General features: G+C 52.5%; 22 protein-coding genes. 5 read left to right on the forward strand and 17 right to left on the reverse strand.

Annotation, left to right across the window (positions count from 1 at the left end):
• Nucleotides 1-6: 6 nt before the first annotated feature.
• Both LOS79_RS11095 and LOS79_RS11100 read right to left on the reverse strand, forming a co-directional pair.
• Nucleotides 7-918: a hypothetical protein gene (locus tag LOS79_RS11095; protein ID WP_315419383.1), complete on the reverse strand. Its 912-nt coding sequence runs from the start codon at nt 916-918 to the stop codon at nt 7-9.
• A 313-nt stretch (nt 919-1,231) separates the two neighbouring features.
• Nucleotides 1,232-3,238, reverse strand: a complete 2,007-nt coding sequence (locus tag LOS79_RS11100; protein WP_315419386.1) for a sensor domain-containing diguanylate cyclase — start codon at nt 3,236-3,238, stop codon at nt 1,232-1,234.
• 475 nt (nt 3,239-3,713) lie between these two features.
• Between LOS79_RS11100 and rpsD the strand changes: the two genes are divergently transcribed.
• Together rpsD and LOS79_RS11110 are read left to right on the forward strand one after the other, a co-directional pair.
• On the forward strand, nt 3,714-4,313 hold the full coding sequence (gene rpsD / locus LOS79_RS11105) for a 30S ribosomal protein S4 (RefSeq protein WP_315419389.1): 600 nt from the start codon (nt 3,714-3,716) through the stop codon (nt 4,311-4,313).
• A 160-nt stretch (nt 4,314-4,473) separates the two neighbouring features.
• On the forward strand, nt 4,474-7,380 hold the full coding sequence (locus LOS79_RS11110) for a transglycosylase domain-containing protein (RefSeq protein WP_315419392.1): 2,907 nt from the start codon (nt 4,474-4,476) through the stop codon (nt 7,378-7,380).
• 113 nt (nt 7,381-7,493) lie between these two features.
• On the opposite strand, the gene acsA is transcribed toward LOS79_RS11110, so the two are convergent.
• The gene (acsA, locus tag LOS79_RS11115; RefSeq protein WP_397386791.1) at nt 7,494-9,170 is read right to left on the reverse strand and encodes an acetate--CoA ligase; all 1,677 of its coding nucleotides are present in this window, start codon (nt 9,168-9,170) and stop codon (nt 7,494-7,496) included.
• Nucleotides 9,171-9,386: 216 nt separating this feature from the next.
• On the opposite strand from acsA, the gene LOS79_RS11120 reads away from it, so the two are divergent.
• Nucleotides 9,387-10,019 carry a GNAT family N-acetyltransferase gene (locus tag LOS79_RS11120; RefSeq protein WP_315419395.1) on the forward strand — a complete coding sequence of 211 codons (633 nt, stop codon included), beginning with the start codon at nt 9,387-9,389 and terminating at the stop codon, nt 10,017-10,019.
• A gap of 34 nt (nt 10,020-10,053) precedes the next feature.
• Here the strand turns inward: LOS79_RS11120 and LOS79_RS11125 are convergent, their stop codons facing one another.
• The 3 genes from LOS79_RS11125 to LOS79_RS11135 form a co-directional block, all read right to left on the reverse strand.
• On the reverse strand, nt 10,054-10,749 hold the full coding sequence (locus LOS79_RS11125) for a 5'-methylthioadenosine/adenosylhomocysteine nucleosidase (RefSeq protein ID WP_315419398.1): 696 nt from the start codon (nt 10,747-10,749) through the stop codon (nt 10,054-10,056).
• Nucleotides 10,750-10,872: 123 nt separating this feature from the next.
• Complete coding sequence (gene ccpA / locus LOS79_RS11130; protein WP_315419400.1) at nt 10,873-11,883, reverse strand: catabolite control protein A; 1,011 nt, start codon at nt 11,881-11,883, stop codon at nt 10,873-10,875.
• A 374-nt stretch (nt 11,884-12,257) separates the two neighbouring features.
• Nucleotides 12,258-12,695 carry a hypothetical protein gene (locus LOS79_RS11135; protein ID WP_315419404.1) on the reverse strand — a complete coding sequence of 146 codons (438 nt, stop codon included), beginning with the start codon at nt 12,693-12,695 and terminating at the stop codon, nt 12,258-12,260.
• A gap of 239 nt (nt 12,696-12,934) precedes the next feature.
• Here LOS79_RS11135 and LOS79_RS11140 point away from each other — a divergent pair, with 239 nt between their 5' ends.
• The gene (locus LOS79_RS11140; protein ID WP_315419406.1) at nt 12,935-13,459 is read left to right on the forward strand and encodes a type 1 glutamine amidotransferase domain-containing protein; all 525 of its coding nucleotides are present in this window, start codon (nt 12,935-12,937) and stop codon (nt 13,457-13,459) included.
• 61 nt (nt 13,460-13,520) lie between these two features.
• Here LOS79_RS11140 and LOS79_RS11145 read toward each other — a convergent pair whose 3' ends face one another.
• The 8 genes from LOS79_RS11145 to aroA form a co-directional block, all read right to left on the reverse strand.
• On the reverse strand, nt 13,521-14,942 hold the full coding sequence (locus LOS79_RS11145; RefSeq protein ID WP_315419409.1) for a DUF4179 domain-containing protein: 1,422 nt from the start codon (nt 14,940-14,942) through the stop codon (nt 13,521-13,523).
• The gene (locus tag LOS79_RS11150; protein WP_315419411.1) at nt 14,929-15,468 is read right to left on the reverse strand and encodes a sigma-70 family RNA polymerase sigma factor; all 540 of its coding nucleotides are present in this window, start codon (nt 15,466-15,468) and stop codon (nt 14,929-14,931) included. The genes LOS79_RS11145 and LOS79_RS11150 overlap by 14 nt, the downstream gene beginning before the upstream one ends.
• A 218-nt stretch (nt 15,469-15,686) precedes the next feature.
• A complete protein-coding gene (gene ptsP / locus LOS79_RS11155) occupies nt 15,687-17,453 on the reverse strand; it encodes a phosphoenolpyruvate--protein phosphotransferase (RefSeq protein ID WP_315419413.1) in 1,767 nt (588 codons plus the stop codon).
• Entirely contained in the window at nt 17,450-19,336 is a 1,887-nt protein-coding gene (locus LOS79_RS11160) for a glucose PTS transporter subunit IIA (protein WP_315419416.1), read from the reverse strand. Before LOS79_RS11160 ends, ptsP begins: the two co-directional genes overlap by 4 nt.
• A 488-nt stretch (nt 19,337-19,824) precedes the next feature.
• A complete protein-coding gene (locus LOS79_RS11165) occupies nt 19,825-20,496 on the reverse strand; it encodes a hypothetical protein (protein ID WP_315419419.1) in 672 nt (223 codons plus the stop codon).
• Nucleotides 20,497-20,726: 230 nt separating this feature from the next.
• Entirely contained in the window at nt 20,727-21,161 is a 435-nt protein-coding gene (locus LOS79_RS11170) for a CoA-binding protein (protein WP_315419422.1), read from the reverse strand.
• A 165-nt stretch (nt 21,162-21,326) separates the two neighbouring features.
• Entirely contained in the window at nt 21,327-21,878 is a 552-nt protein-coding gene (locus tag LOS79_RS11175; RefSeq protein ID WP_315419425.1) for a GNAT family N-acetyltransferase, read from the reverse strand.
• Nucleotides 21,866-23,158 (reverse strand): 3-phosphoshikimate 1-carboxyvinyltransferase, encoded by a 1,293-nt coding sequence (gene aroA, locus LOS79_RS11180; protein WP_315419428.1) that lies wholly within the window; start codon nt 23,156-23,158, stop codon nt 21,866-21,868. Before aroA ends, LOS79_RS11175 begins: the two co-directional genes overlap by 13 nt.
• 138 nt (nt 23,159-23,296) lie before the next feature.
• Between aroA and LOS79_RS11185 the strand changes: the two genes are divergently transcribed.
• Nucleotides 23,297-23,599 (forward strand): rhodanese-like domain-containing protein, encoded by a 303-nt coding sequence (locus tag LOS79_RS11185; protein ID WP_315419430.1) that lies wholly within the window; start codon nt 23,297-23,299, stop codon nt 23,597-23,599.
• 31 nt (nt 23,600-23,630) lie between these two features.
• Here LOS79_RS11185 and LOS79_RS11190 read toward each other — a convergent pair whose 3' ends face one another.
• The 3 genes from LOS79_RS11190 to LOS79_RS11200 form a co-directional block, all read right to left on the reverse strand.
• Complete coding sequence (locus LOS79_RS11190; protein ID WP_315419433.1) at nt 23,631-24,179, reverse strand: shikimate kinase; 549 nt, start codon at nt 24,177-24,179, stop codon at nt 23,631-23,633.
• 150 nt (nt 24,180-24,329) lie between these two features.
• Nucleotides 24,330-25,742, reverse strand: a complete 1,413-nt coding sequence (gndA, locus tag LOS79_RS11195) for an NADP-dependent phosphogluconate dehydrogenase (RefSeq protein ID WP_315419435.1) — start codon at nt 25,740-25,742, stop codon at nt 24,330-24,332.
• 261 nt (nt 25,743-26,003) lie between these two features.
• A complete protein-coding gene (locus tag LOS79_RS11200) occupies nt 26,004-26,600 on the reverse strand; it encodes a hypothetical protein (RefSeq protein ID WP_315419438.1) in 597 nt (198 codons plus the stop codon).
• Nucleotides 26,601-26,859: the final 259 nt, after the last annotated feature.

The raw sequence follows: 26,859 nt of genomic DNA on the forward strand, positions 1-26,859 counted from the left end.
TACTTCTCATTCATAACCGTAAAAATCAACCCGGGTAATGTAGGTCTCCTCCGTTACCGTCCCGGCGCTGCCGGGGTATGCTGCCGTACGCTTCCAGGTCAGCCTTGTAGGCAGATTACGCTTCGGATCAACCTTAAGGTAGTAAACCGACCTGATGCTGGCCTGATTCAGCCGCTGCTGCAGTTCAGCCTGCTTCTGCTCCCATAGGACCCGGCGCGCCTCCAGCACCTCAGCGGACTTGCCAGCCGCCGCTCCGGCGCTGCCTCCCGCTTCAGGGCGGATCGCCTGCATCCCGCGTTCCAGCTCTGCAGACAGTTGTCTGCCCGCTTCTTCCGCCGTCAGCTCAATGCGCAGCACTCGCGTCCCCCGGCCGCTTCCCGTCTCCTCTGTTACTGTCTTCTCCAGGCTCTGCAGCTCTTCCAGCTGGCGCAGCGGGTTCAGCGCCTCCAGCGGACCCGTCTGCTGCGCCTCCGCCGCCGCCATCCTGATGCCCCATTCACCGTCTTCTTTTACCAGCCGCGTATAATAGATTGGAGCCTTGCCGGAGCTCTGCTCCAAATCACGGACACCTGCCCCCGCCGCAGCCTTCTTCGGTCTGCCTTTATCGGGGAGCATAGAATACAGGCTCACCTTATTATGGTCCGCAAGCTTTCCCCCGTAATAGAGCGATGACTCTGGAACCACCTTCCCACTAAGCAGCAGCGCCGCCTCCCCTTCGAAGGATACGCCGTCACTGCCGTCCATTCCGGCGAGCACAAGACTTAAGTCCTGGATTGCCGGCTTGTCTTTCATGACTCCGCAGCCGCTAAGCGGAATAAGAGCAGCATTCAATATTATAAGGAGCGTTCCTGCCCGGACCAGCAACAATTTCATCATGGCTACCCAGCCCTTCCCGGCCATATTTGGATGATTAGTCATCCATTTCTAGAGTCTCCCTGATTGCACGGGTTATACAAACGCAGGCCCTCTGTCAAGAATATAGACAGTCGGCAGCAGTTTTCAGATTAATCGCTTAGCGTAACAGCCAAAAGTCCCACTAATCGGCTAAATAACGAACCTGATGTCCTTTAAGGATCTACTCTGGTGCTTTTCCGCTGGCATAACGGCTCTCATGTCCGTAACGCTAACCTTCTCACAATTGCTGTTTGCTTCTCCCGCCCTTTAGCCAACTTTTCACCGTTGTCCATCTCAGGCAATGTATAATTCCTAATAAAATAAAAAATCCCTGAGCTTATGCCCAAGGATTCTTCGAGTAAATCTCCCCGTTCAAATTCTTATTATCGATCACGACCTGGTTACGCCCGTTATTCTTAGCTTCATACAGCGCCATATCCGCCCGGTAGAACAGTGATTCTACACTGACCCGCTCATCTGTCCAGCTCCATTCGGCAATGCCGCAGGAGACCGTTACACGCGGCTCCGTCTCACCCATTACCCGTTTGCGGATGCGTTCGCCGACATAGACCGCCTGCTGCACGCCAAGCTGGGGCAGATACACCGCCAGCTCTTCCCCGCCCCATCTGGCGGCGATATCTCCCTGGCGGATGGAGGATTTAACAATTTCGCTTACCTGCTTCAGAATCTTATCACCCTTCTGATGGCCGTAGGTATCATTAACCATCTTGAACTGGTCAATATCCACAACGATCAGCGTCCCGCAGAAGTCCTTGGACTGGCGTTCCTTGATCTCTTCATCCAGGTAATGCCGGGCGAACAGTCCGGTCAGACTGTCACGGTTGGCCAGACGCCTTACTTCAGCATGCAGCCGGGCATTGCCGACAGCCAGCCCGATATGCCCGGCCATGGCCTGCAGCAGCCTGTAGCTGTCATAAGAGAAGAAATGCGGGCTCCTGTGGGCAAGCATAATGGCCCCCCGGACCTCTCCCCCTACACTCAGAGGGGTTGCGATCAGCGACTGGGAGCCGGTTGCCTCCATAAGCTTCGACTTCTCTCCTGCACCATACTTATAATCAGAAAGAAAGAGCGGCTCCCCGGTGACATAGACCTTTCCGCCCAGCCCCTGTCCGGCCTCAATCATTTCGTTCAGCAGCTGATGATGATTGCAGGCAATCACTTCAAGCCCGCCCTTTTCTTCGCTCATATGGAGAATACAGCAGTAATCGGCCTCGAACATCCCCAGAAGCTCCTCGAAGGCGAATTGAAAAATATCACCGAGACGCAGGCTCTGATTGAGGCGCTGTGTAAGCTCATTGCTCATGCGCAGCTCACGGATGAGCTGGTTGGAGCGTTCATAGAGCTTCGCATTCTCAAATGCCGTACCGGCTGTATCTGCCACCATAGACAGGAAGTTCAAGTCCACCTCCCGGTAGGAGCTCTTGTCCATCACCATATGGAACACACCGTATACCCCCTGCTTGCCCCCCAGCGGAAGACCGAGCTCTACTGTAGAGCCCGCCTCATGACCTGAGTGAAGGGAGACCCGGCCGTCCTTGAAGGCTCTTGCACAGACATCATTGCCGGCCCAGCGCAGCGGCAGCGGCTTCACCTGCGGATGCGCACTGCGGTGGTCCTGCGACATGAACAGATCCAGCTTCGCACCCGGATACATCGCTGCGATACTGTCGATTACCTCAGTAAGCACTGCGTCCACATCAATATTGTCATGCATCCGCTGAACGATCTGAAAGAGCAGCGAACGGCGGCTGGCCTCGCGCTCAGCATGCATATGTATACCTGCAAGATCCGAGACAAATACATGCTCAAAGCTATGGTAAAAGCAGGTCTGGAAATGCATCGACATCGCTTCTGCCGTATGCCTGCCGCCTTCGGCATACTGCTCGGCCGGCATCACACAGCTCAATACAGCAAAAATTTCACGATGGCCCCGGGTAAAGACCGGCATGGCCAATAACACGAACGATTGCCCGTCCTCTTGAAGCGCTGCAGCATGGACCCCGCCCGTGAGCAGGCTGGCCTGCGCCGCTTCTTCCCACTTCTCATCCCAGCGCCCCTGCCGGAATTCATACATGGGATCAATTATTTTGCCTTCGAAATTCAGTACACACCATTCCCAAGACTGCGCAAAGGACGGTGCCGCCTGCCCCCGCCACTCCTTGAAGCTCTCCGCAATCAGGCTGGCTGCGTAAGGAAAATCATGCGAAACAATATCTGTTTCTTTAAGCCAAGCGGCGGGATCTTCATAATCTCCGCTTGATTGCTTGGTGTCTTGTAACAGCATACGGCCGCCCATGCGTCCATATGCTTCCTGTTCTGACATAAAGAGGATCCCCTTTGCATCTTCAATTAAGCAAACCGGACCATGCCACTCTGTTTCTATGATTTAGGGCAATACCGTTTTAGCTAGAAATAGAAGGAATATTTGATACTTAGTTTTATCCGATAACATCTAATTAACTATATTTTACTCCCTTTCTACTGGTATTGCATTATATTTTCCTTAATTACGGGATTTTTTTTGGGACCAAAGAACTAACGACAAAGAGTGACAAAAACTCTTTGAGGAACTGCTTGACTTTGACTGTCATTTTCATATAATATTTATTGTTGAACAAGACCGTAACAGGTCTTACTTGGGCGTAACGTTGTGTCACCCTCTACGCATTTCGTTACCGCCAGGGCAGCGGCTGAACTTCCCTCGGCGGTGTGAAACCATCTAACGCTTTCACGGATACGAATTGCGGCGCAAATAGGCCCTGCCAAGAAATTTCAAATTAAAAGGAGTCTACTATAACATGGCACGTTACACCGGACCTAAATTCAAACTCAGCCGCCGTCTGGGCATTTCCCTTAGCGGTACAGGCAAAGACCTGAAACGCCCTTTCCCACCGGGACAGCACGGCGCTAACCAACGCAGAAAAGTAAGTAACTACGGAATGCAGCTTTTGGAAAAACAAAAACTGCGCCACATGTACGGCTTGGGCGAAAAGCAGTTTAAAACTCTTTTCACCAAAGCACAGAAGCTTCAAGGTATCGCGGGCGAAAACTTCATGTTCCTGCTTGAAAGCCGCCTCGACAACCTGGTTTACCGTCTTGGATTTGCTAACTCCCGTGCAGGTGCACGCCAGCTGGTATCCCACGGCCACGTAACTGTTAACGGCAAAAAAGTTGATATCGCTTCTTACCGCGTAAGCGTAGGCGACGTTATCGGACTTCGTGAAAGAAGCCGCGCTATGACTTCTATCAAAGAAGCTCTTGACAACCGTTCCCACCTTCCAGGTTACCTGGAGTATGCTGACGGTTCGTTCGAAGGCAAATATATCCGTTTGCCGGAACGCGCTGAGCTGTCCCAGGATATCGATGAGAAGCAAATCGTCGAGTTCTACAACCGTTAAGATTTCGCCTCCGCGCGAATCTGATCAAAGCCTCCGGATTAACTCCGGGGGCTTTTTTTATGTACTGGTATGACGGAACTCTTAGACTTTCCGGGCAGAAGCGCATTCAAAACCGCCAAATTGTGCTATAATAATTCCGTTAAAAGGAGGATTATCGTCGATGGTTGAGGAGAAAAAGAAGAAGACCGCCAAGCCGCGCCGGCCGCGCAGGTCCTGGCTCCGCAGATTCGGTTCAGTCGTCAAGTGGATGTTCATACTCGGCGTACTTGGAGTTCTGTTTGCCGGCGGTGCCGTATCAGGCTACGTTGCTTCGATTGTGAAGGACGATCCTGTACGAACCGAAGAATTAATCCAGCAGCAGGTCAGCCAGAATTCCATCACCGGCTTTGCTTATTTCAGCGACGGGCAGCCGATCGGCCAGCTCCGGACGGAAGAAGACCGCAGACTTATTGAATTTAACGATATCCCGCAGCTTGTGATTGACGCCGTTCTCGCCATTGAGGACAATAATTTCTACAATCATAAAGGTGTGGACTTCAGCGGTACCCTGCGTGCAGTCAAGCAGAAGGTGCTGAACGAATCCGTTCAGACCGGGGGCAGTACACTTACCCAGCAGCTGGCCCGGCGTGTATTCCTGAATCTGGACCGCACAGAAGACCGCAAAGTTAAGGAAATTCTGCTGTCCCTGCGCCTGGAGCGTTTTCTGTCCAAGCAGGAAATATTAACAGCATACCTGAATAAGGTTCCCTTCGGGAACGGCTCAAACGGTTATAATGTATTCGGCATCAAGGCAGCGGCCAAAGGCATATTCGGCCTGGATGATCTGGAAAAGCTGAACGTAGCACAGGCGGCATATCTGGCCGGCCTCCCGCAGCTCCCTTCCAAATACTCTGCCTTTAACGGTGTAGGTGAATTCAATGAGACTGCCTTCGGCAGAGCCATTGACCGTCAGCGCCTCGTACTGCGGCGGATGCTGGAAGAGAACAAAATCACCACCTCCCAGTATGATGAGGCCCTGCTCTTCGACATCAAAGCTTCACTTGCCCCGCATACGAAGAAGGCTTATGCGACCTTCCCTTACCTTATGCTGGAGACGGAGCGCAAGGCTGCTGAAATTATGCTGTCACTGAACGAAGATAAAGCAAACGCTTCAACAGAGAATACTGAGGGCACAGCGGATAATACCCTCCTCCTGGAGGAGGCACGGCAGCAGCTGATGACCGGCGGCTACCGGGTGTACACGACTATTGACAAGAAAGTGTACAGCGCTATGCACAGCATCTCGGAGAACGCTGACAACTTCACTGCTGACAGCAAAGCCCGGGGTAAAGAACAGACAGCCGGCATGATGATTAATAATAAGACCGGCGCCATTCTCGGAATGATTGAAGGCCGTGACTTCAACATCGAGCAAATGAACTATGCCACCCAGATGATCCGCCAGCCGGGTTCGACTATGAAGCCTATTGCCGCTTATCTGCCTGCGCTGGATGCAGGACTGATTCAACCGGCGGGTATTCTGGATGATGCCCCTATTGTCATGAAAGACGGCGCAAAGGGCTTCCATATTCCCAAGAATGCCAATAACCGCTATCAGGGGCTGGTTACTGCCCGTTATGCACTGAACAAATCACTGAATCTTCCGGCACTGAAGCTGTTCAATGACAAGGTCGGAATTGAGAATGCCTGGACCTTTTCCAAAAAGCTGGGAATTACAACAATTCAGGATGATGATTATCATGCGCAGACGGGAGTTATCGGAGGACTGAGATACGGGGTTTCTGTTGAAGAGCTGACTAATGCCTATTCAGCTATCGGGAATCAGGGCGCCTTCAACGATGCTTATATGATTGAGAAGATCGTTGATTCACAAGGTAAAATCATCTATCAGCATAAAGTCAATCCGGAGCAGGTCTTCTCTGAGCAGACTGCATACCTCATGACAGATATGCTGCGTACAGTTATCACTGACGGTACAGCCAGTACAGTCAAGGCTAAATACAAACATTTCAGTGATGTTCCAATTGTGGGCAAAACCGGTTCAACCCAAAACTACGGCGATGTATGGTTCATGGGCTACTCTCCGGATGTTACACTTGGCATATGGGTTGGCTATAAGGAGCAGATCAATACTCTGCAGGGCGATACACAGAAACGGCAGGCACAGACGTTATGGACCAAAGTTATGAATGCCGTAATCGACAAGCGGCCCGAGCTGTTTGTCACCAAAGAGTTCACGAAGCCTGAAGGCATCGTTAAGGCGACAGTCTCCGCCTACAGCGGCAAGAAGCCGACTGAACTGACGGATAAGTTCACAACGGACCTGTTCAATGCCAAATTTGTACCTACTGACAGTGATGACGGAATTTCCAAAGCCAAATATATTACCTACAATGGTGTGAATTACATTCCGCTTGACGGCACACCGGAGGATTTCCTGAAAGAGAAAATCGTGGTGAAGCGCGAAAAACCGATTCAGGATCTGGTCAAGGAGCTGCTTGCAGCCTTCCCGGTTATGAAGGAGCATGAGCCGCTGGCGTATTACATGCCGGCCGATGCCAAGACCGATTTCCCGACTGAGGTTGATCCGCGCGTAGATGACGGCAATAGCCCGAGTCCACCAGGCGACATCAATGTCTCTTACAGCACAGGCAAGGCTGTAATTACCTTCTCGCCAAGCGGTTCCTCCGATGTCATCGGCTACCGGCTCTACCGTTCACTGAACGGCGGCGCCTTCCAGAAGCAGGCTGTACTCTCAGCCGGTGAAGCAACCGTCTTCACTCCCGGGACACCGGCTAGTGCCAATGCCACCTTCTATGTAGCAGCCGTTGATGTAGCCGGCCACGAAGCCTCTTCCGGCAGCATAGCCGGCGGACTTCAGCCTACACCGGAGCCTACGCCACCGCCGGAAGAGACTCCCGGCACAGGTACAGAACCTACTCCGGACACCGGAATTATTCCGGAGAGCAGTGATGATCCCGGCATGATTATTATCCAGCCGCCTGCTGCTACTGAAGCGCCGCCGCAGGGCAGCGCCAATGGAACCGGCGGTAATACCGGCGGATAAGAACACAGGCGTTAATACAGCAATCACCCCGGACTGGCGCTGCTGCTGCAATTAAAAAAACCGTTCCCTGAGCATAGGGAACGGTTTTTTTGACGGCCGGCACACTGAGGAGCTTAATCTTCAATGGTTGACAAGTCGCCGGCCGGAAGCTCCAGCTCCCAGGCCTTCAGGACCCGGCGCATAATTTTGCCGGACCGGGTCTTCGGGAGCTTATCCTTGAATTCAATCTCACGCGGCGCAGCATGAGCCGACAGGCCTGCTTTGACGAAGGCTGCAATCTCGGCCTTCAGCTCAGCACTCGGATGATAGCCGTCACGCAGTGAGATGAAAGCTTTAATAATCTCTCCGCGCATGACATCCGGTTTGCCGATCACTCCGGCTTCAGCAACCGCCGGATGCTCAACCAGCTTGCTCTCCACCTCAAACGGTCCGATCCGTTCACCCGAAGAATTGATTACATCATCAATCCGGCCCTGAAACCAGAAGTAGCCTTCCTCATCCATGTAAGCCGAATCTCCGGAAATATACCATCCGGGAATCCGGAAATATTCATCGTATTTGGCCTGATTGTTCCAGACCTTCCCCATCATTGATGGCCAGGGTGTACGGATGGCCAGATTGCCCATGGAGTACGGCGGCATAACATTGCCGTGATCATCCAGAATAGCTGCTGTGATTCCCGGCAGAGGCCGCCCCATTGAACCGGGCTTGATATCCATTACCGGGTAATTGCAGATCAGCTGCGCCCCTGTCTCTGTCATCCACCATGTATCATGGATACGCTGATGATAGACTTTGTCCCCCCAGCGTACGACCTCCGGATTCAGCGGCTCCCCCACAGAGAGTACATGGCGCAGACTGCTCAGATCGATGTTCTGCAGACTCTCCTCGCCTGCCCCCATCAGCATGCGGAATGCTGTAGGCGCACTGTACCACACGTTAACCCCATAGCGTTCAATCGTCTTGTACCAGTCCTGCGGGCTGAAGCGCCCGCCCCGCACCACATTGGCTACCCCATTCAGCCACGGGGCAAAAATCCCATAGGATGTGCCGGTTACCCAGCCAGGATCAGCGGTACACCAGTATACGTCGTCCGGACGCAGATCAAGCACAATTTTGCCTGTATAATAATGCTGAATCATTGCTCTTTGCACATGATAAATACCTTTGGGCTTGCCGGTAGAACCTGATGTATAGTGCATAATCAGGCCGTCCTCCAGACCCAGCCATTCCGGCTCCAGCTCCGCAGATGCAGCAGCCATCTCCTCTGTATAACTTAACAGGCCTGGCTCCAGTGCCGAATCCGGGCTGCCTGCCAGAATAACATGCCGCAGCCCCGGAAGCTGTTCGCGTTTCACCCGGTGCAGCAGCTCCGGCGTAGTTACAAGCGCTACTGCTCCGCTGTCCTCCAGTCGGTCCTTCACTGCCGTCTCCATGAACGCCTCGAACAGCGGTCCGGCTACAGCCCCCACCTTCAAGATACCCAGCAGGCTGATATACAGCTCCGGTGTCCGCGGCATGAAGATGAATACCCGGTCACCCCGGCCAATACCGTACTTACGCAGCACATTGCCGAACTGATTAGAGCGCTGGCGCAAGTCGGCGAAGCTGTACCGCTCCTCGCGCACGGCATCACTGTAGATCAAGGCTGTTGCTGCTCCCCGGCCCTCCTGTACATGGCGGTCCACGGCTTCGTGAGCCATATTTACTTTCCCGGTCTCATACCAGGTAAAGCTCTTCTCTACATCCTCCCACCGGAATTCATCAACTGCCCGGGAATAGTCTGTCATATTCGCCTGCTGTACCCGGCCCGGTACAATTTCGCTGTGGACTTGCCCCATTACTCTTGCCTCCCCTACCTGTTTGATTTAAGCTTTAAGGGCGAGCTAATTCATTTGAGTAAACCAGATTTGTCAATGTTATAATTGTGAATATTCCGTGTCGGAATCAGTATATCACAGGAAGCGATTACATTCCATAATCAGTAAGCGGAAAGGAGCCCATTCATGGAGCACCGCAAAATCGCCGTTACCCATAGCATAGAATGTAAAGGACAGCAGATTTCTGTCACCGGGCCGCTAACAGCTGATACACTCCGGGGCTATGCCATGCACAGCGAGCTGGATGCGTTCAGGAAGCCGCAGGAGCAGCTGGAAGCATTAATTGAAATCTCCATGCTGCCGGAAGGCCGCATCGTTGCAGCCGTGGCCTCAGGCGTTATAGTCGGGTATGTGACCTTTCATTACCCGGATGAGCTGGAGCTGTGGTCACAGGGCGGGATGGAGGATCTGATTGAGCTGGGGGCGGTAGAAGTTGCTGACGGTTACCGGGGAATAGGGCTCGGCAAGCTGCTGATTGCTAGTGCTTTTGAAGAAGGACAGCTGGAGAACTGCATCGTATTTACAACGGAGTATTACTGGCACTGGGACCTGAAGGGCAGCGGACTTAACGTATGGGAGTACCGCCGGATGATGGAGAAGCTGATGAAAACCGTGGATATGGTCTGGTATGCCACAGACGATCCCGAAATCTGCTCGCACCCTGCCAACTGCCTGATGGTGCGTATTGGCCGGGCTGTGCCGCTGTCCTCCCGCGAAACCTTTGACCGGGTACGCTTCAGACAGCGGTTCATGTACTGAGCACCTGAGAAACAGGCGCCCCTATGCAGCAGGCCTACAGGCTCTCCAGCATATGCTCAAGGATAGCGTGTGAGCTTTCTGCCGCACTTACAGTGAAATCACGGTAGCTCACATGCGCTGAACCATCTGCTTTATCAGACATGGAGCGGATGATTACAAACGGAATCCCGTTCATATGGCAGACCTGTGCTACAGCCGCCCCCTCCATCTCGGCGCATGCCCCGTCCAGCTGCTCACGCAGCTCAGCAACGGTTGCCTTACTGGCGATAAACTGATCCCCGGACAGTACGATTCCGGTCACAAATCTCCGGTGAAGCTCCCGGCAGGCCTGCTCCGCAAGCCTCACCAGTTCCGGATCTGCCGCAAAGACTGAGGTCTCCTGATAGGGGATTATGCCTCTGGCATACCCAAGCGCAGTCACATCCATATCATGCTGGATACATTCAGAAGAAATCACTATATCCCCGATGTCCAGCCCGGGATGCACTGCTCCGGCAACACCAGTGAACAGTACCCGGGATACGCCGAAGCTGTCCAGCAGAATCTGTGTAGTGACAGCAGCATTCACCTTGCCGACCCCCGATTTGCAGAGCACCGCCTTTGCCCCGAATACAGTTCCTGAATAATAAGTAATCCCCGCTTTAACTATCTCTGCCTTATCTTCCATCTCCTCCAGCAGAAGCTTAATTTCTTCATCCATTGCTCCGATTAAGCCGGTCACTTCACTCAATTTCTTAACCCTCCTGTTATGTAGCGGGAATACTGCTTCCCTGAGAATCCGGCCGCAAACATAAAAAGCTCCCGAAGGAGCTTCCTATGTAAACCTTATATTCTCTTGCTGATTGTACTCGTCTTATTTGTTAACGTGGTTGACAGACAGGCGGAGAATCGTCTCATGCGGCAGAATAACCCGCGGATTTTCTACGGCTTCCTTCTTCATCAGCTTCGTCAGCAGCCGCATCGCAACCGCTCCAAGATCGTACATCGGCTGAGCTACTGTAGTGAGCAATGGGCGCACCATCGAAGCCATACGAATGTTGTCTACGCTGATAATGGAGAAATCATCCGGAACCTTAAGTCCCTCATCCTGGATGCTGTGAATGGCTCCAATGGCCATTTCATCTGTTGCAGCAAAGATGGCTGTCGGCTTCTTCTTGAGGCCAAGGAAGTATTTCATAGCTTCGACACCGGATTCGTAACGATAGTTGCCAATGCGCACCAGGTCTTCCTGGTATTCAATACCAGCCGCTTCCAATGCTTTCTTGTAGCCCTGGAACCGGGCATAGCCGTTCGCAGGATCCTGCAGTGTACCGCTGATCATCGCAATCTCACGGTGGCCGTGGCGGATGAGGGTGTTCACCGCATCAAATGCAGCCGTCTCGTGGTCGATATCAACAGACGGGTAAGTCCCCTTCTCATCACGCGTGGCGCAAAGAACAATTGGAACTGCCGAGGTCTGGAATGCCTGGATATGCTCATCCGTAACTGTTCCGCCCATAAAGAGCAGTCCGTCAACCTGTTTCTCCAGCAGTGTGTTAATAACACGAATTTCCTTCTCTTTGCGTTTGTCCGCGTTACAGAGAATAATATTGTAATGATACATGTTGGCAATATCTTCAATCCCGCGTGCAATTTCAGCAAAAATCGAGTTGGAGATATCAGGAATAACAACCCCTACGGTTGTCGTTTTCTTGCTGGCGAGACCTCTCGCCACGGCATTCGGACGATAGCCCAAACGCTCAATCGCTTCAAAAACCTTCTTCCGGGTCTGCGGTTTCACGTTCGGGTTATTATTCACAACCCGTGAAACCGTAGCCATAGATACGCCTGCTTCCCTAGCTACATCGTAAATGGTTACCGTCAAATTACTCTCTCCATTGCGATAAATTTTATCGTTCGACTAATTAAAATTATGATACGACACTTTGTACAATTGTGCAATGATAACGCTTCATTTTCCTTTCAAAATTTCTTTCAAAAGCTGAAACGTCAGTTCTGGCGCGGAAAAAAGATTCTGCCGCCAATATTGCTGCTCCAAAAACTCCCAGCCGCCAAATCAATAAATTTCAGGATTACAGGGGCTAATATGACTAATCAAGCGCTAAAGCCGGCCTGGCAATTACATGATTCCTGTAATCTCTTTCTATCGTATCAAAAAGTGCGTGAAAAATCCAACATTCGTTGAAAATTTTTCATTGATTTTGCAGAAATATTTTTCAAAAGGCCGGAAACGCCTAATTATTTGGCACTTCCTGCCGATTGAGCAGTTAACTGGGATAATCTCAGACCGGTTTCTTCCATCCAATCCTTGTCAGCAGCATCTGTGGCCACCCGGTACAGATCCAGCAGCAGATCTATCCGTCCCTGAAACACCTTGCGGACAGACTCCTCCAGTTCAGGCATACCCCCGGGAAAAATACCGGAAGCAAGTGTATCCTTCAGTACGCTGGCCCACTCATTATGTTCAGCAAATGACAAATGTACTTTGCCTGGCGGATGATCACGCAGCTCCCCGATCAGCTTCCCCAGCTCACGCTTGATCACAGGCAACGGCTCGTAACGCTCACACTGCCCGCAAGTGTATACAGGCACATGTGATATCTTGATCTTCGCACTATAAACCAGCGTATGCATATGTATGGTCATGATTCCGCCGCAGCCGCATGACTTTCTCATTAAATTCTCTTTATACATCTCCCACACCTCAGAATAATCTTTTAAAAAACGCATAATTTCGGCTTTTCAAATGCTATATTCGACCTTCCTCGCTTAAATCCCTGCTGGTTTGCATATAATGATTTAATTGGCAATGTATCTAAGGATTGCTATATGAAATGTGACTTCAATCCTTGCATTTGCTAGAATGAACAAGAGACCGCGTTACTTACATGTATTACTGAAGGGAGCTGCCTGGTATGAGACTTAATGGTAAAAAGGTTATCGCGCTTGTTGACGATGAGTTTGAAGATTTGGAGCTCTGGTATCCTGTATACCGTGTGCGGGAAGAAGGAGCCGAGGTTCATTTGGCCGGGCTGGAGAAAGGTAAAACTTATGTGGGCAAATACGGTGTCCCGGCCACCGCTGAATATTCCTGGGACGAGCTGCACGCAGCCGATTACGACGGCATCCTGGTTCCCGGAGGCTGGGCTCCGGACAAAATCCGGCGTTACAGCGCAGTGCTGAAGCTGGTACAGGATTTCAATGACGCCAAAAAGCCGATCGGGCAGATCTGCCATGCCGGCTGGGTGCTCATCTCTGCCAAGATACTGGACGGTGTAACCGTCACCTCCACTCCGGGGATCCGTGATGATATGGAGAATGCCGGTGCGATCTGGAAGGACGAGCCGGTGGTAACAGACGGGCATATCATTTCTGCCCGCCGTCCGCCGGATCTGCCGCCTTACGGCAAGGCGTTCTGTGATGCGCTGGCCGGGAAATAAAGCATGACTAAGCCCTGCCTGCCGGCATAACGGCGGACAGGGCTTTTCTAAACATGATCTGTTATTTTCGCAATATTAGCTCAGCCTTCGCTTTAATCTGATTCGGGTAACTGATGATTTTGAAAGTCAGGGGCTGCTGCAGCTTAGCCGTTCCCAGATTGTAAGTATACTGGTATGGCGGAAGCTTCTCATTGGCATTAGCGGGATCAGCCGGCAGCACCGTGAAGCTCCTCTTAGCCGTGTCATGTAAATTGCCTGCCCCATCCTTGAATGTCTGATCCAGAATTACATTTACAGTGTCTGCAGCACTTCTATTGCTTACTCTATAGTAGTCCAGAACAATACGGTTAGCCTCTGTCGCAGATGCTAGACGCAAGCGGCCGTCCGGCCCTTTGATAATCTGTCCTTTAACTGTATCTACGATAAACTCCTGGGCAGATTTCTCCATTCCAATAATCCCGTCAAATTTCAGCTTCATGCTCCCCGAAGATATATCACTGCCGGGGAACACAAGAAACTGTCTGCCCTCTACAGTCCGCGTTGATTTCGAGTACAGCCCGGTGTAATCGTTGCCGCTGCCAAGCAGAATAGACGGTCGATCCAGACTGAATATTTCCATGGAGTTCTGTGCACTGTAATCAGTTTCCACGTAGATTCCTGATGCAGCTATATACACATCCCCGATCGTGATGTCCTGTCCGGCTACTGTTACCGTTTCATTCATAGCCAGCGTTTCTCCCGACTTCGCAATGGAATTAAGATCAAGTGTAACCGGCACAGAAATTTCTGTTGCGTTCTCATACTGCAATATGCCCTCTTCGATCTCACCGGCCGGTTCCGCGGCAATCACAGAAGCCTTCATCCTAATTTGCTCTGGCAGCTTCGAATAATTGATGTTCCACTGCATGATTTGATAACCGCGCTGTATTCCTGTTTTTTTGCTATTTAGGCTGCTGCCGGATATTTGTCCCAGCCCTAATGGCGCATCCTTGCTGTCAGTCACCGAAAAGGTGTAATCCAGCGCCTTCTCATTCTTGTTCTCCAGCGTGTAGAGCAGAATAATCCCCATCCGGTCCGCAGCGATCCCATCGACAGTCAGAACATAACCATCCTTCTCTGCCGTTGCGCCGCTTAGCTGCTTAATGAGCCCCGCCTCGAATGCAGTAGTCACTGTAGAATCACCTCCGGCAATGCTGCTGTAAGGCTTGATCCAGTCCATATTTTGCGCGGCTGCCTGCGAGCCCTGTGCTTTGCCACCTGGCTTCAGGGCTTCACTTGCCCACGGCAGCGAGAACAGGAGCAGCATAGCCAGCACAGCTGCAATCCCCAGGCCATAACGTTTCCCCGGTGACAGATGATATTTGCGGGAACGTGAAATACCGCCGCGAATGGCTGCATTCAGCTTGAGCTCCGCCACTTCCTCCGCTTCCGCTGACAGACTGTGATAATATTTCTTCAGCAATGCTTCCTCACTCGTGGTCATTGTACACTCCTCCTCTAATTCTCATTTTGTCACGCAGCTGCTTAAGCCCCTTATTCAGCCAGGTCTTAACTGTCCCTTCCGGCTTGCCGAGTACTTCTGCAATCTCAGTTAGTGTCATATCGCGGTAATACTTCAGTACAAGCACCTGGCGGTATTTCGGCTTGACCCCTTCCAGCGCCCGCTCCATATCCAGCTTGCGGTCACTTGTCATCTCCTGCAGACCGCCGCCGGCCTGAGCCGGCACTGGAGATGCCTGGCGTTTCCTCCGCTTTAATTCATCCTTGCAGCAGTTGATCAGAATCCGGGTCACCCATGGGGCGAACCGGTCAGTATCCTTCAGGCTGGCGCGCTTAACCCATGCCCGGTATGTAGTTTCCTGCAGCATTTCCAGCGCATCCGCCTCACTGCGCAGATAGCTGTAAGCAATGCTGTACAGTATATTTTTCTGCTCCAGTACCCGGCTGATAAACTGCTGCTCCTGTTCATTCAGCACCCGCACGCGCTCACCTTCCCAAAGATTCTCCATTCCTGCACCCTCCCTTCTTTTTTGGCTTCTGTATATACTGACTGCGCAGCAGCACAAACGGTTTTACTTTTTTGGGGACAGACCTGCAAAGCTGCCGGGCTTCACCTTCAGCCCGCCGGGTAAAATAAGCTGATTTAAAGCAAAAAAAGTCCGGGAAGCATGGAATGACCACCCTCCCGGACTTATTGCAAAACTGTTCTATGTGGTCCTGTGCTTGCTCAGGACGTCTTCTCTTTAGGATCTCCGCCAGCGCCCATGGCAATTCCGCTCCGCCCGACAAACGCCCCCAGCTGCTCCTCGTTCTCCGAGCTGGTGCGGTTACGGAAGCAGATCTTGGCAATCTCCCTGGCCTCCGAAGCCAGCGTATTCAGTGTCCGGTGCTTCACCTTCAGAAGAGCCTGCGGCGACATGCTCAGCACCCCGATACCCAGCTCCAGCCAGAGCGGCAGTGAGCGCTCATCGGCTGCCATCTCACCGCAGACACTGACATCAATACCTGTGCGGTGCGCTGCATCTACAGTCATCTTAATCATCCGCAGTACTGCGGGATGGTAGGGATGGTACATGTGGGCAATCTGCTCATTCATCCGGTCCACCGCCAGCACATACTGCACCAGATCGTTGGTGCCGATGCTGAAGAAATCGACTTCCTCCGCCAGCAGATCAGCAACCATAACCGCAGCCGGAACCTCGATCATGATCCCTACCGGCATCTTGCGGTCATACGGGACTCCACGGCTGTCCAGCTCTTTCTTCACCTCGCTCAGCACCGCTTTGGCCGCCTGTACCTCTTCAACGGAGGAAATCATCGGGAACATCATTTTGACGTTGCCGTAATGGCTGGCCCGCAGAATTGCGGTTATCTGCGTCTTGAACATATCCTTGCGGTCCAGGCTGATCCGGATAGCCCGGTACCCCAGGAACGGATTCTGCTCCTCCGGCAGCTGGAAGTAATCCAGGTGCTTGTCTCCCCCGATGTCCAGCGTGCGGATGACTACCGATTCGCTGCCGACTTTTTCCGCGACCAGCTTATAGACCTCAAACTGCTCTTCTTCCGTCGGGAAGGAGCTCCGGTCCATGTACAGGAATTCAGTACGGAATAGCCCCACCCCTTGCGCTCCATACTTCAGGGCCATGTTCAGCTCTTTCACGGAGCTGATATTGCCGGCAAGCCGCAGCTGCACGCCGTCTTTGGTAACTGCCTCAACCGTAGCCAGCAGCTCCAGCTGCTCGCGCTTCTTAAGCTGCTTCGCACGCCTAGCGCTGAAGTCGCGCAGCGTCGATTCATCCGGGTGCAGCATAACTGCCCCGGTGTCTCCGTCCAGCACCAGCATGTCCCCCGTTTGAATCGGGGTCAGGATTTTGTTTTCCAGTCCGGCAACAAGCGGAATTCCGAGCGCCCGGGCCATGATGGAGGAATGCGAGGTTTTACCGCCCATCATTGTGACGATTCCCAGCACATACGCCGGATTCAAATGGGCAAGCTGGGAGGGCGACAGCTCTTTCGCCACCAGAATGTAAGGCTGGGTATCAGACGGCAGAGTGACCTCCGGCGCGCCCAGCAGATGCTTCAGCAGACGGTTGCCGACATCCTTGATATCGACCGCCCGCTCCTTCATATATTCGTCATCCAGCAGATCGAACATCGCCACAAAATGGTCAATGGCTTCCTTAACCGCCACCTCAGCCGCCTTATACTGGCGTTCGATAATCCCCCGGATCTCGCTCATGAACACAGGATCATCAAGAATAGCCAGATGGGCGTCGAAAATGCTCGATTCCTCCGGACCGACAACCTCCCGGAATTCTCTTTTGATAAACTCGATCTCATCCTTAGAGGTACGGATTCCTTCATACAGCCGTTCGAACTCCTTCGCCAGATCCACCGGATTCACCTGGGTGTCCGGCAGGCTCCATTCCCAGTTCGGCAAGACAAAGGCCTTCCCGATGGCAACACCTGCTGCAGCGCCTATGCCTTGTATCATGCTTCGATCCCTCCAACATTGCTTTCATGTAATACCACGGACATAACGGATGTCTGCCCCTTTTTAACATTCTTAAACGGAGCATAGCTCCAGGATTTTACCCGGTCCGGATTGGTAATGACCATCGGCGTAGCCAGTGAAGCGGCATGCTCGCGCAGGTAGGCCAGGTCAAATTTGACCAGCAGCTGTCCCGGCTCCACACTGTCCCCTTCCCCTACAAACGCCTCAAACGGCCCTTTAAGCTGCGAAGTGTCGATCCCGATATGCATGAGCACCTCCAGCCCTTCAGGCGTGGCAATGCCAATAGCGTGCTTGGTAGGGTAGATATGCATCACCTTGCCGAAGACAGGCGAGACCAGCTCCCCTTTTTCCGGGAAAAAGGCCACTCCGTCCCCCACCAGCTTCGCGGCAAAAATATGATCCGGCACTTCCTCAATCGGCATCATCCGGCCCTGGATCGGCGCGCTGAACAGCACCTGCGGCAGATCGCGCAGCATCAGTTTGTCAATCTCTTCGCGGATCAGCTCCGAATAGGTGCCGAAGACCACCTGCACATTGCCGCCGCCCAGCTTGATAATGCCTGCGGAGCCCAGCCCTTTCAGCGCTCCTGTATCAATAAACCTGTCATTATGCACAGTTAATCTTAGCCGGGTGATACATGCCTGGACCTGCACAATATTCTCCTTGCCGCCCAGCGCCTCCAGAATCAGCGGAGCCTGGTAAGGGATATTGCCCGCCCAGTCGCCGAGCTCGGAGCCTTCTTCACGGCCCGGTGTAGGAATCTGGAACCTCCGGATCGCCCAGCGGAACAGATTATAATAGACTATTGCATAGCCGATCCCGATCGGAATCAGCAGCCAGGCCCGCTGGGACAGATGCATATTGAGGAAGAAATCAATCGCGCCTGCCGAATAGGAGAAGCCGTGGTGAATACCCAGCGAGTACGTCAGTACCATCGCCAGACCTGACATGACTACATGCACAGCGAACAAGTAGGGCGAAGCAAACAGGAAGGCGAATTCAATCTGCTCCGACACTCCGGTCAGGAAGCAGACCAGAGCGGCACGCAAAAAAGTCTTCTTGATCTTAGGCTTTAAATCCTCGCGCGCTTCCTGGATAATGGCAAAGGCGATGGCCGGCAGGGCAAACATCATGATCGGGAACAGCCCGGCCATGAAGATCCCCGCTGTAGGATCACCGGCAAAAAAGCGCGGCAAATCCCCCTGCACGACCGCACTGCCGTCAGTCGTCGTGAAGGAGCCCAGCTGAAACCAGAATACATTATTCAGAATATGGTGCAGGCCGAAGGCCGTCAGCACCCTGTACAGCACGCCGTATATAAAGACTCCATACCCTCCGGTATTCTGCACGACCCTAAACAGGTCATTCAGCAGCTCCTGCAGCAGCGGTGATACCCCGAGCATCACCCAGGCAAACAGGGCCGAGAATAGTCCCATGAAAAGCAGAACAAAACGCGACCCTCCAAAAAACTGGATCGCCTCCGGCAGTTTGATATTTTTGAACCGGTTATGCGCCACTCCGGCTACAATTCCGAGTATAATCCCAATTAGTGTTGCAGGCTGAACAGCCCCGTCTCCCATGTTGGAAACAATCCGGTCATAAGTGAACATTCCTGCGAGCGCCGCAAGTCCCGCCGGACCGGCCTGATTGGACAATCCCCATGCCACACCGACAGCAAACAAATAAGGCATGAAATAGAATATTCCTTGCCCCGCGTATGTCGTCACTTCGGATACCGAAGAAAGTCCCCATGCAGACCACGGTAAGCTGCCCAAACTCAGCAGAATGGCCGCCGCCGGAAGCACCATGGTAGGAAGCATAATGGCTCTGCCCAACTGCTGCAAAGATCCGAGCCAATTCAAGGTGACCCTCTCCTTTCTTTCTATATTGAATGGTAAGCTCTGCAGCAGTTTTTGTCAAAAGAATACGGAGAAAAATGCGGAGGTTAGAAAAAATCCGTGACAGCCAGACAAACCGTTCAGCAGCCGCCGTTACTCCACCGGCGTAGGTATGATTGAGCTACGGTGTAGGACGATCGGGCCTGCGAATGCTAGTATGAAACTGCTGCGGCGTGGTGATTGTATTTTATACAATAGATTGACCATGTTCCTGCTCAAAATGCCGATCTATTGCACTTCATACATTAGAATTTTTAGAAATCAGCAAAAATCAGCCATTCAGCAATATTCTAGTGTACAAAATGCAATAGAACCTAATTTTCCGGGTTTTCCAGCACATTCTAGTGTACAAAATACAACCGCTCCAGCAGCAGATCCACTTTTCCCATCCTCCAGCTAATTTCAGCCTGCCCATAGTAACACAACACCTTATTGTGTCTGTATAAAGCAAATCACCAATCCTGATCATGCTGCATCGGCTTTAACTCATAAGATCTTACTCCTTTGCCGCCCGCAACCGGAACTAGCATCCCCTTATTACTTAAAGAAACAAGCAGCTTACGGGCCGTCCGAAAGTTCATCTGAAAATAATCAGTAACATCCTTGGGGCGAAGCGGCTTGCCCATCTGCCACGCCAATCGCAATATTTCTTTCTCTTCAGGCAAAAGCCTCTCTCCTCCCGCCGATTTCCGGGCCAGGTAAGGTACCAGTACCAACTGCAGCAGCATCGTGCAAACTTCAGGACGCTGCTGAATGTCATCGAAGGAGAAGTGCAGCATTTTCCAGCCCATGCCTGTAAGAAACATATCCCGGTTCAGCGCATAGCTGAACTTCTCACGGTCCATATCCTTTACATGGCTCTGATAGCCGTCGCATTCAATTCCGAAACGGGTACCGTTCGGCGGTAAAAAAGCAAAATCCAGAAACTGCGACTTCCGGTTCCAGTCATACACTTCGTATTCCGGATGCAGATTCTCCAGTGACTCAAACAACGGGTACCATACATTCTGCAGAAAAAGCTTCTCGGCATAATTATGTCCGCGTACCAGCCTCCCGCGCCGTTCACCAGTCCTGTCATTTGTATGCAGCTCCAAAAAAGAGATGTGCGCTTGCTCGAATTCCATTAGCATAACCTCCATTCAAATAAAAAAAAGAACGCCCTGCCTCCAAAGGAAAATGGAGTAAGGACGTTCTTCGTCTGCATTAAGTATAGCAATGAATTTTGTAATAATCTACCACTTGCGCAATTTCCACATTCTCCACTTAGCAACTCACACCAGCCAGCTTCGCAATAACGCGAGGTAGAAATGGTTCCGGGGTTCCGGGGTTCCGGGGTTCCGGGGTTCCGGGGTTCCTAACCCTGGCGCCGCCCCTTCACCGTTATCGCTTCCTCCACCTTGATGCAGCGGTCCATGATCGCGATCATATCATGTGCAGCAGCGATATCTGCCGCCTCCTGGCTGATAATCCCCTGCTGCAGCCAGAGCACACGCGCACCGATATCCGCGGCTTCCTGCGCTACCGCCGCGCAGTATTCACTGCGGCGGAACACATTGACAATATCCACCGGCTCCGGTATCTCGGCCAGGGTGTGATAGCACTTCTCGCCCAGAATCTCCCCGTCCACGGACGGATTGACCGGAATGATCCGGTAGCCCCGGCTCTGCATAGCTCCGGCTACCATATAAGAGGTGCGGTCTGTTTTGTCGGAGAGTCCGACGACCGCTATATTGCCTGCAGAGACAAGAATGTCGCCAATCTGCTCCCGGCTTGGATTTTCAAAACTCATCTTTAGCTCCCCTTCCCGTTGTTAGTGCCGCCAGCCTATGCAGAATAAGCTTGCCTCGGAGACAGCACGTAATCTGCTACCCTTCCATCATACCGCGCAGCACACAAAGTTCCAAATCCATACAGCTCAGGTAAAGAGGTCCCCCTCACGGTATACAGTATGGCTTCAATTCACGCTGCACAGCCAGATCAGATGATCTGAGCCTGGACCCCAATGATCCTTAGCCATTGCATAGGGCTCGCCGAATTTCTGCAGCCATTTGGCCTGTGCACGTTTGTAGCCGCTGTCCAGGCAGTACCGGGTAACCCCGCGGCTCCTGAGAAAAGCCTCCACTTCCGCAATGAGTGCCGATGCAATCCCGCGCCCCTGGTACTCTGGCATAACATACAGCGTACCCAGCTCACCTACATGCTCAAGCTCACAATCCGTTAAAATCCGGATATCCTCACCGCATGGTGCGTATGAGATGGTACCGGCAACTTGTCCGCCTATCCGGGCAACCCAGAAATGAATGTCCGTATTGTCCGGTTCCATGCAAGCGCAAGCCAGCCGCTTCTTGCCCGCAATTTCCTGCTCCATATCACTTTGCAAATGACTGAGCCCTTCGCGTTCAAAAGCATCAGCAATCGTAATTTCAAACAGCCGGGCGGCTTGCCCAAGATCCCCCAAGGTTAGCGGAGCAATGCTTACCCGGCCCGGGACGGTCATTCCACCCATTCCACATTCGCACCCAGCGAGATTAGATGGTCAAAGTATTGCGGATAGGATTTCGCAACGTGGTGGGCATCCTTGATCCGCAGCGGCTGACGGGCTCTTAGCCCCACAACAGTCAGCGCCATAATTACGCGGTGATCATAATGCGCGTTGATCGTTACTCCGCCTTCAACACCTTCCGGAGTGCCGTGCACAATGATCTCATCACGCCGCTCCTCCACCTTCGCCCCTGCACGGGTCAGCTCAGCCAGATAGTCGGTAATCCGGTCACATTCCTTGTAGCGCAGATTCTCCACATTGTAAAAGCGTGAGGTGCCCTCGGCAAATACTGCGGCCGCCACCATCGCCAGGACAGCATCAGTAGCTGCGTCACCGTCGAATTCAACCGCCTTGAGGATGCCGTTGCCCTGTACATGTACCGTTCCGTTCTCATGCGTAAGCGGCACCTCCATCATCCGCAGCACATCGACAATTGCCCGCTCCCCCTGCTTGCTGTTCTCGGCAAGACGGTGAATCGTCACATCCGATCTCGTTACTGCAGCAGCGGCAAGCACGGCGGCGGAGCCCGGGTAATCTCCCTGCACCGTATAGGACTTGGCGGCGTAAGCCTGGCGGCCCGGCACCTTGAACGACATATAGTCATCTGCCGCATGAACAACAATACCCGCCTGCTCCATGACCTCAAGTGTCTGGCCGATTACCACTTTGGATTTGAGATCATCGAGTACGATAATCTCACTGTCTTCCGCAAGCAGCGGGGTAAGAAACAGCAGTGCACTGAGATATTGCGAGCTGACCGCACCGGATACAGTAATCCGCCCGCCCTGCGGCTTACCGCCGCGGATGGTGATCGGCAGCCGTCCATGGTTATGCTCTACCTGAACGCCAAGCTGGCCCAGTGCCTGAATCAGATCATCATGCGGCCGTTTGCCCAGGGAATCAGGATAGGTATTCACAAAGGTTACTTCCGGGCTGAGCGCAGCAACTGCCATCAGGAAGCGCAGCACAGCACCAGCATTACCGACGTTCAGCTCCTTGACATCACGGGGATGGCGCCCGAAGCCCTGCACAACAATCTTCTCGTCATCCTCGGTCAGCACCGCACCAAGATCGGCGATACATCTGCGGATGGCATCACTGTCTTCACTGTGCGCGGGATGATAGATCGTGCTTGTCCCTTCCGACAAGGCAGCTACCAGCAGATAGCGTGTGGTGTAGTTTTTAGAGGATAATGCCCCGAATTCACCTTGCAGCGTTGGTGTAGGTCTAACAATAACGTCCATTTGATTAGCGCTCCTTAATAGTAAAGTTGTCTCTATGTACGGCTCCGTTTGACAGGGTAATCCGCAATTGTGTTATCATTAATTTTATAGAATGAAGCCAATACATCCTAACATCTGATGAGAAAAGAGGGTACAACCATGAATGATATTCCCCAAATTACACCACAGGAACTGCGGCAGCGCCTGGCTTCAGGCGACAAGCTTGTGCTGATCGATGTCCGTGAAGATGATGAGGTTGCCTTCGGCATGATTCCCGGTGCGCAGCATATCCCGATGGGCCAGATCCCGCAGCAGGCTGAACAGCTTCCGGCGGATTCAGAGATCATCTTCATTTGCCGTTCCGGCAATCGCAGCCAGCGTGTCTGTGAATATCTGCAGCAATTCGGCATTCAAGGCGCTAACCTGAGCGGCGGCATGATTGAATGGAATGAGACCGAGTAAGCTTGATCCTATCACCAACACACTTAAAAGCTCAAGCGCGGTAATGCATTAAAATATATTGTGACACTTCTGCCACAGTAAGGTCCGTTGTATCGACTGTGCAATGCGCGAAACGGTAAGCCTCCCGGCGCTGCTCCATAATGGTGCGGACCCGTTCAGCTGCATTGCCGGCGAGCAGCGGCCGGTTCTGATCTCCGCTTACGCGGGCTATAACCTCTTCTTCAGTGGCTGTAAGTGCCACTACCAGCCCATGCTTGAGCATGATCTCCGCATTCCCCGGTGCCAGCACTGCACCTCCACCGGTAGAAATAACTCTCCGCCGCCCCTCCAGCACCTGCTTCAGAACCGCCGATTCGATCTTCCGGAAGGCCTCTTCACCGCCCGAAGCAAATATTTCGGCAATACTCCGCCCTTCACTTTCAGTGATCACTGCATCCAGATCAATCAGCTCATATTCAAGCTCCTCAGCCAGCATAGCGCCAACCGTTGACTTGCCTGTAGCCATCATGCCGACCAGAATAATATTGCTGCTGCCAGCCTGTTTCTGCACACTCTGCTGTTCTTCCTGATCCCCAGTCATAACTACCTCCAAGCCTCGACATTTGTCATATCATAACACAGGGTGAAAAGTTTGCACAATGCCAGCCAGAAGACAAATAAAAGCCCGAAAGCTCTCCGCATTAAGCGAAAAGCAGTTCGGGCTGCCACTTGCTAAGCTATGCTGCTAACCTTACTCAGACAGCCAGTTGTGGTGGAATACGCCTTCTTTATCCACACGTTTGAAGGTATGGGCGCCGAAGTAATCGCGCTGTGCCTGCAGCAGGTTCGCCGGGAGGCGTTCTGTGCGGTAGCTGTCGTAGTAAGCCAGTGCGCTGGAGAAGCCCGGAACCGGAATACCCAGGGTTACGGCCGAAGCAATAACTTTACGCCATGCGGACTGGTAGTTATCCATAACATCCTTGAAGAACGGATCAAGCAGCAGGTTCTTCAGATCGGCATTGTTGGTGTAGGCATCTGTGATGTTCTGCAGGAACCGGGAGCGGATGATGCAGCCGCCGCGCCAGATCTTGGCCAGCTCACCATACTTCAGATCCCAGCCGTATTCGTCCGAAGCTACACGCAGCTGCGCGAAGCCTTGCGCGTACGATACGATTTTGCTCGCGAACAATGCTTTGCGCACGTTCTCGATGAATTCAGCCTTGTCGCCTTCGAAGGCTGCTGCAGCCGGTCCGCTCAGCACCTTGCTGGCTTCTACGCGTTCTTCCTTCATTGCAGACAGGAAACGGGAGAATACGGATTCGGTAATCATCGACAGCGGCACGCCAAGATCCAGCGAGCTTTGGCTTGTCCACTTGCCGGTACCCTTCTGGCCTGCAGCATCAAGGATTACATCTACCATCGGTTTGCCGGTCTCTTCATCATACTCAGCGAAGATATCCTTGGTAATCTCGATCAGGTAGCTGTCCAGTTCGCCGCTGTTCCAGTCAGCGAAGATGCTGTGCAGCTCCTTGGCATCCAGGCCAAGCACATCCTTAAGCAGATGGTACGCTTCGCCGATCAGCTGCATGTCGCCGTACTCGATGCCGTTGTGCACCATTTTCACATAGTGTCCGGCACCGTCCGGTCCGATATATGTACAGCAAGGCTCTCCGTTCACTTTAGCCGAGATCGCCGTAAGAATAGGTTCTACAAGCTTATATGCGCTTTCCTGGCCGCCTGGCATGATGGAAGGGCCTTTGAGTGCGCCTTCTTCACCGCCGGACACTCCGGTTCCTACGAAGCGGAAGCCTTTGTCCTCCAGATATTTGCTGCGGCGGACCGTATCAGGGAAGTATGCGTTACCCCCGTCAATGATGATATCGCCCTGGTCAAGATACGGCAGGAGCGATTCAATTGTTGCATCTGTAGCTTGACCGGCCTGAACCATGATCAGAATTCTGCGCGGCACTTCCAGTGACTGTACAAACTCCTCAACGGTAAAAGTACCCACCAGATTCTTGCCTGCTGCTTCTGCAACCAGATCATGTGTTTTCTCCGGGGAACGGTTAAACACGGATACGCTGAAGCCTTTGCTCTCGATGTTAAGAGCCAAATTTTTGCCCATTACTGCCAAGCCAATAACGCCGATTTGTTGTTTTGACATCTGGTTCTCCACCCTTTGCACCCTGTATTTTTGTGAAATCCATTTCTCGCAGTATAAGAATACCACCCTTTGTCAGAGACAGCAAAGTTCTGACTGCGGAAGAGATCAATTTCATTGACAAAGTCCTATGGATCAGGAAATTGCTCACAATGACTATTTTAACGGTTTTGCGTGCAGAAGTGAACCCCCGCCCTGCAAGTTGGCCCACAAAACTCAAGGCACCCCGTAATGCGGGATGCCCTGAGCCTAATAACATGGTTACTACCATTCAAGCGCTGCCAGCTCTCTGGTCAATTGCTGCAGCCTGGCCGTGCAGGCACCCGCTGCCGCAGTGTCCTCCTTACGCATGGCTGCGTTCAGGCGGTCCAGCTGCTCATCCACCTCCAGCCTGCGGTCACGGATACGCTCCTCTCCATGGGTGGAGTAGAACAGCTTCGTCAGCTCCTGATCTGTTAGCAGCGGGCCCTTCTGATACAGCACACGCTGCTGATAACCCGAAATCTCCACCAGACGGATAACTTCACCGAATAAAATGTTCTCAATAAGAATCTGCCGGTCACGGAACCGTTTCACTACAGCATGGCCGCGCATATCCCCAATCAGCTTCTCCATCCATTCCGAGAGGCGCGCATCACGGATCATATAATCTCCCACCAGCTTGAAGCCGTCTTTAATCCGCTGAAAGCGCAGCTTCACCAGCTTGCGGCCGGTGCGCACCGAAATAAGAAAAACACTTTCATTCTCACTCCAGTACAGGGAATAGCCTTCCTTAATGAGATCCTTGATCAGATCCTGGATATGCCCCCTGTCAAACCGCAGCTCCAGATTACAGTACTCCACCTCGTCATTTTTATTCACGGCGCTCCCCCCTAACTGCCTGATTTAAGCATAGCCAGCCTCTTGGCCTGCCTTAAGAAGTAGAACCGACTGCCGGACCTCCACATGTATCTGTTCATTTGGCGTGCATCTTACACTTATTTTATACTTCATTTTATGTAGCGGTAACTTGGTTTATTGACTATTTTTACCCGCTATGCGCCTTTTCCAAACGATTTCCTTATAGTAAAAAACCCAAAAAGCCGCCGTCCTCCGGAAATCCGGATGAATCGGTGCGGTT

The organism is Paenibacillus sp. MMS20-IR301 (genome assembly GCF_032302195.1).
GTDB lineage: Bacteria > Bacillota > Bacilli > Paenibacillales > Paenibacillaceae > Paenibacillus_AQ.

Coding starts and splice junctions, on each gene's coding strand:
- gndA (WP_315419435.1), bottom strand. CDS start 25,742: ATGTCAAAACAACAAATCGGCGTTATTGGCTTGGCAGTAATGGGCAAA.
- LOS79_RS11095 (WP_315419383.1), bottom strand. CDS start 918: ATGACTAATCATCCAAATATGGCCGGGAAGGGCTGGGTAGCCATGATG.
- LOS79_RS11145 (WP_315419409.1), bottom strand. CDS start 14,942: ATGACCACGAGTGAGGAAGCATTGCTGAAGAAATATTATCACAGTCTG.
- ptsP (WP_315419413.1), bottom strand. CDS start 17,453: ATGATACAAGGCATAGGCGCTGCAGCAGGTGTTGCCATCGGGAAGGCC.
- acsA (WP_397386791.1), bottom strand. CDS start 9,170: ATGACAGACTATTCCCGGGCAGTTGATGAATTCCGGTGGGAGGATGTA.
- LOS79_RS11100 (WP_315419386.1), bottom strand. CDS start 3,238: ATGTCAGAACAGGAAGCATATGGACGCATGGGCGGCCGTATGCTGTTA.
- rpsD (WP_315419389.1), top strand. CDS start 3,714: ATGGCACGTTACACCGGACCTAAATTCAAACTCAGCCGCCGTCTGGGC.
- LOS79_RS11190 (WP_315419433.1), bottom strand. CDS start 24,179: ATGACTGGGGATCAGGAAGAACAGCAGAGTGTGCAGAAACAGGCTGGC.
- LOS79_RS11135 (WP_315419404.1), bottom strand. CDS start 12,695: ATGAGAAAGTCATGCGGCTGCGGCGGAATCATGACCATACATATGCAT.
- LOS79_RS11110 (WP_315419392.1), top strand. CDS start 4,474: ATGGTTGAGGAGAAAAAGAAGAAGACCGCCAAGCCGCGCCGGCCGCGC.
- LOS79_RS11140 (WP_315419406.1), top strand. CDS start 12,935: ATGAGACTTAATGGTAAAAAGGTTATCGCGCTTGTTGACGATGAGTTT.
- LOS79_RS11185 (WP_315419430.1), top strand. CDS start 23,297: ATGAATGATATTCCCCAAATTACACCACAGGAACTGCGGCAGCGCCTG.
- aroA (WP_315419428.1), bottom strand. CDS start 23,158: ATGGACGTTATTGTTAGACCTACACCAACGCTGCAAGGTGAATTCGGG.
- LOS79_RS11120 (WP_315419395.1), top strand. CDS start 9,387: ATGGAGCACCGCAAAATCGCCGTTACCCATAGCATAGAATGTAAAGGA.
- LOS79_RS11150 (WP_315419411.1), bottom strand. CDS start 15,468: ATGGAGAATCTTTGGGAAGGTGAGCGCGTGCGGGTGCTGAATGAACAG.
- LOS79_RS11170 (WP_315419422.1), bottom strand. CDS start 21,161: ATGAGTTTTGAAAATCCAAGCCGGGAGCAGATTGGCGACATTCTTGTC.
- LOS79_RS11175 (WP_315419425.1), bottom strand. CDS start 21,878: ATGGGTGGAATGACCGTCCCGGGCCGGGTAAGCATTGCTCCGCTAACC.
- LOS79_RS11165 (WP_315419419.1), bottom strand. CDS start 20,496: ATGGAATTCGAGCAAGCGCACATCTCTTTTTTGGAGCTGCATACAAAT.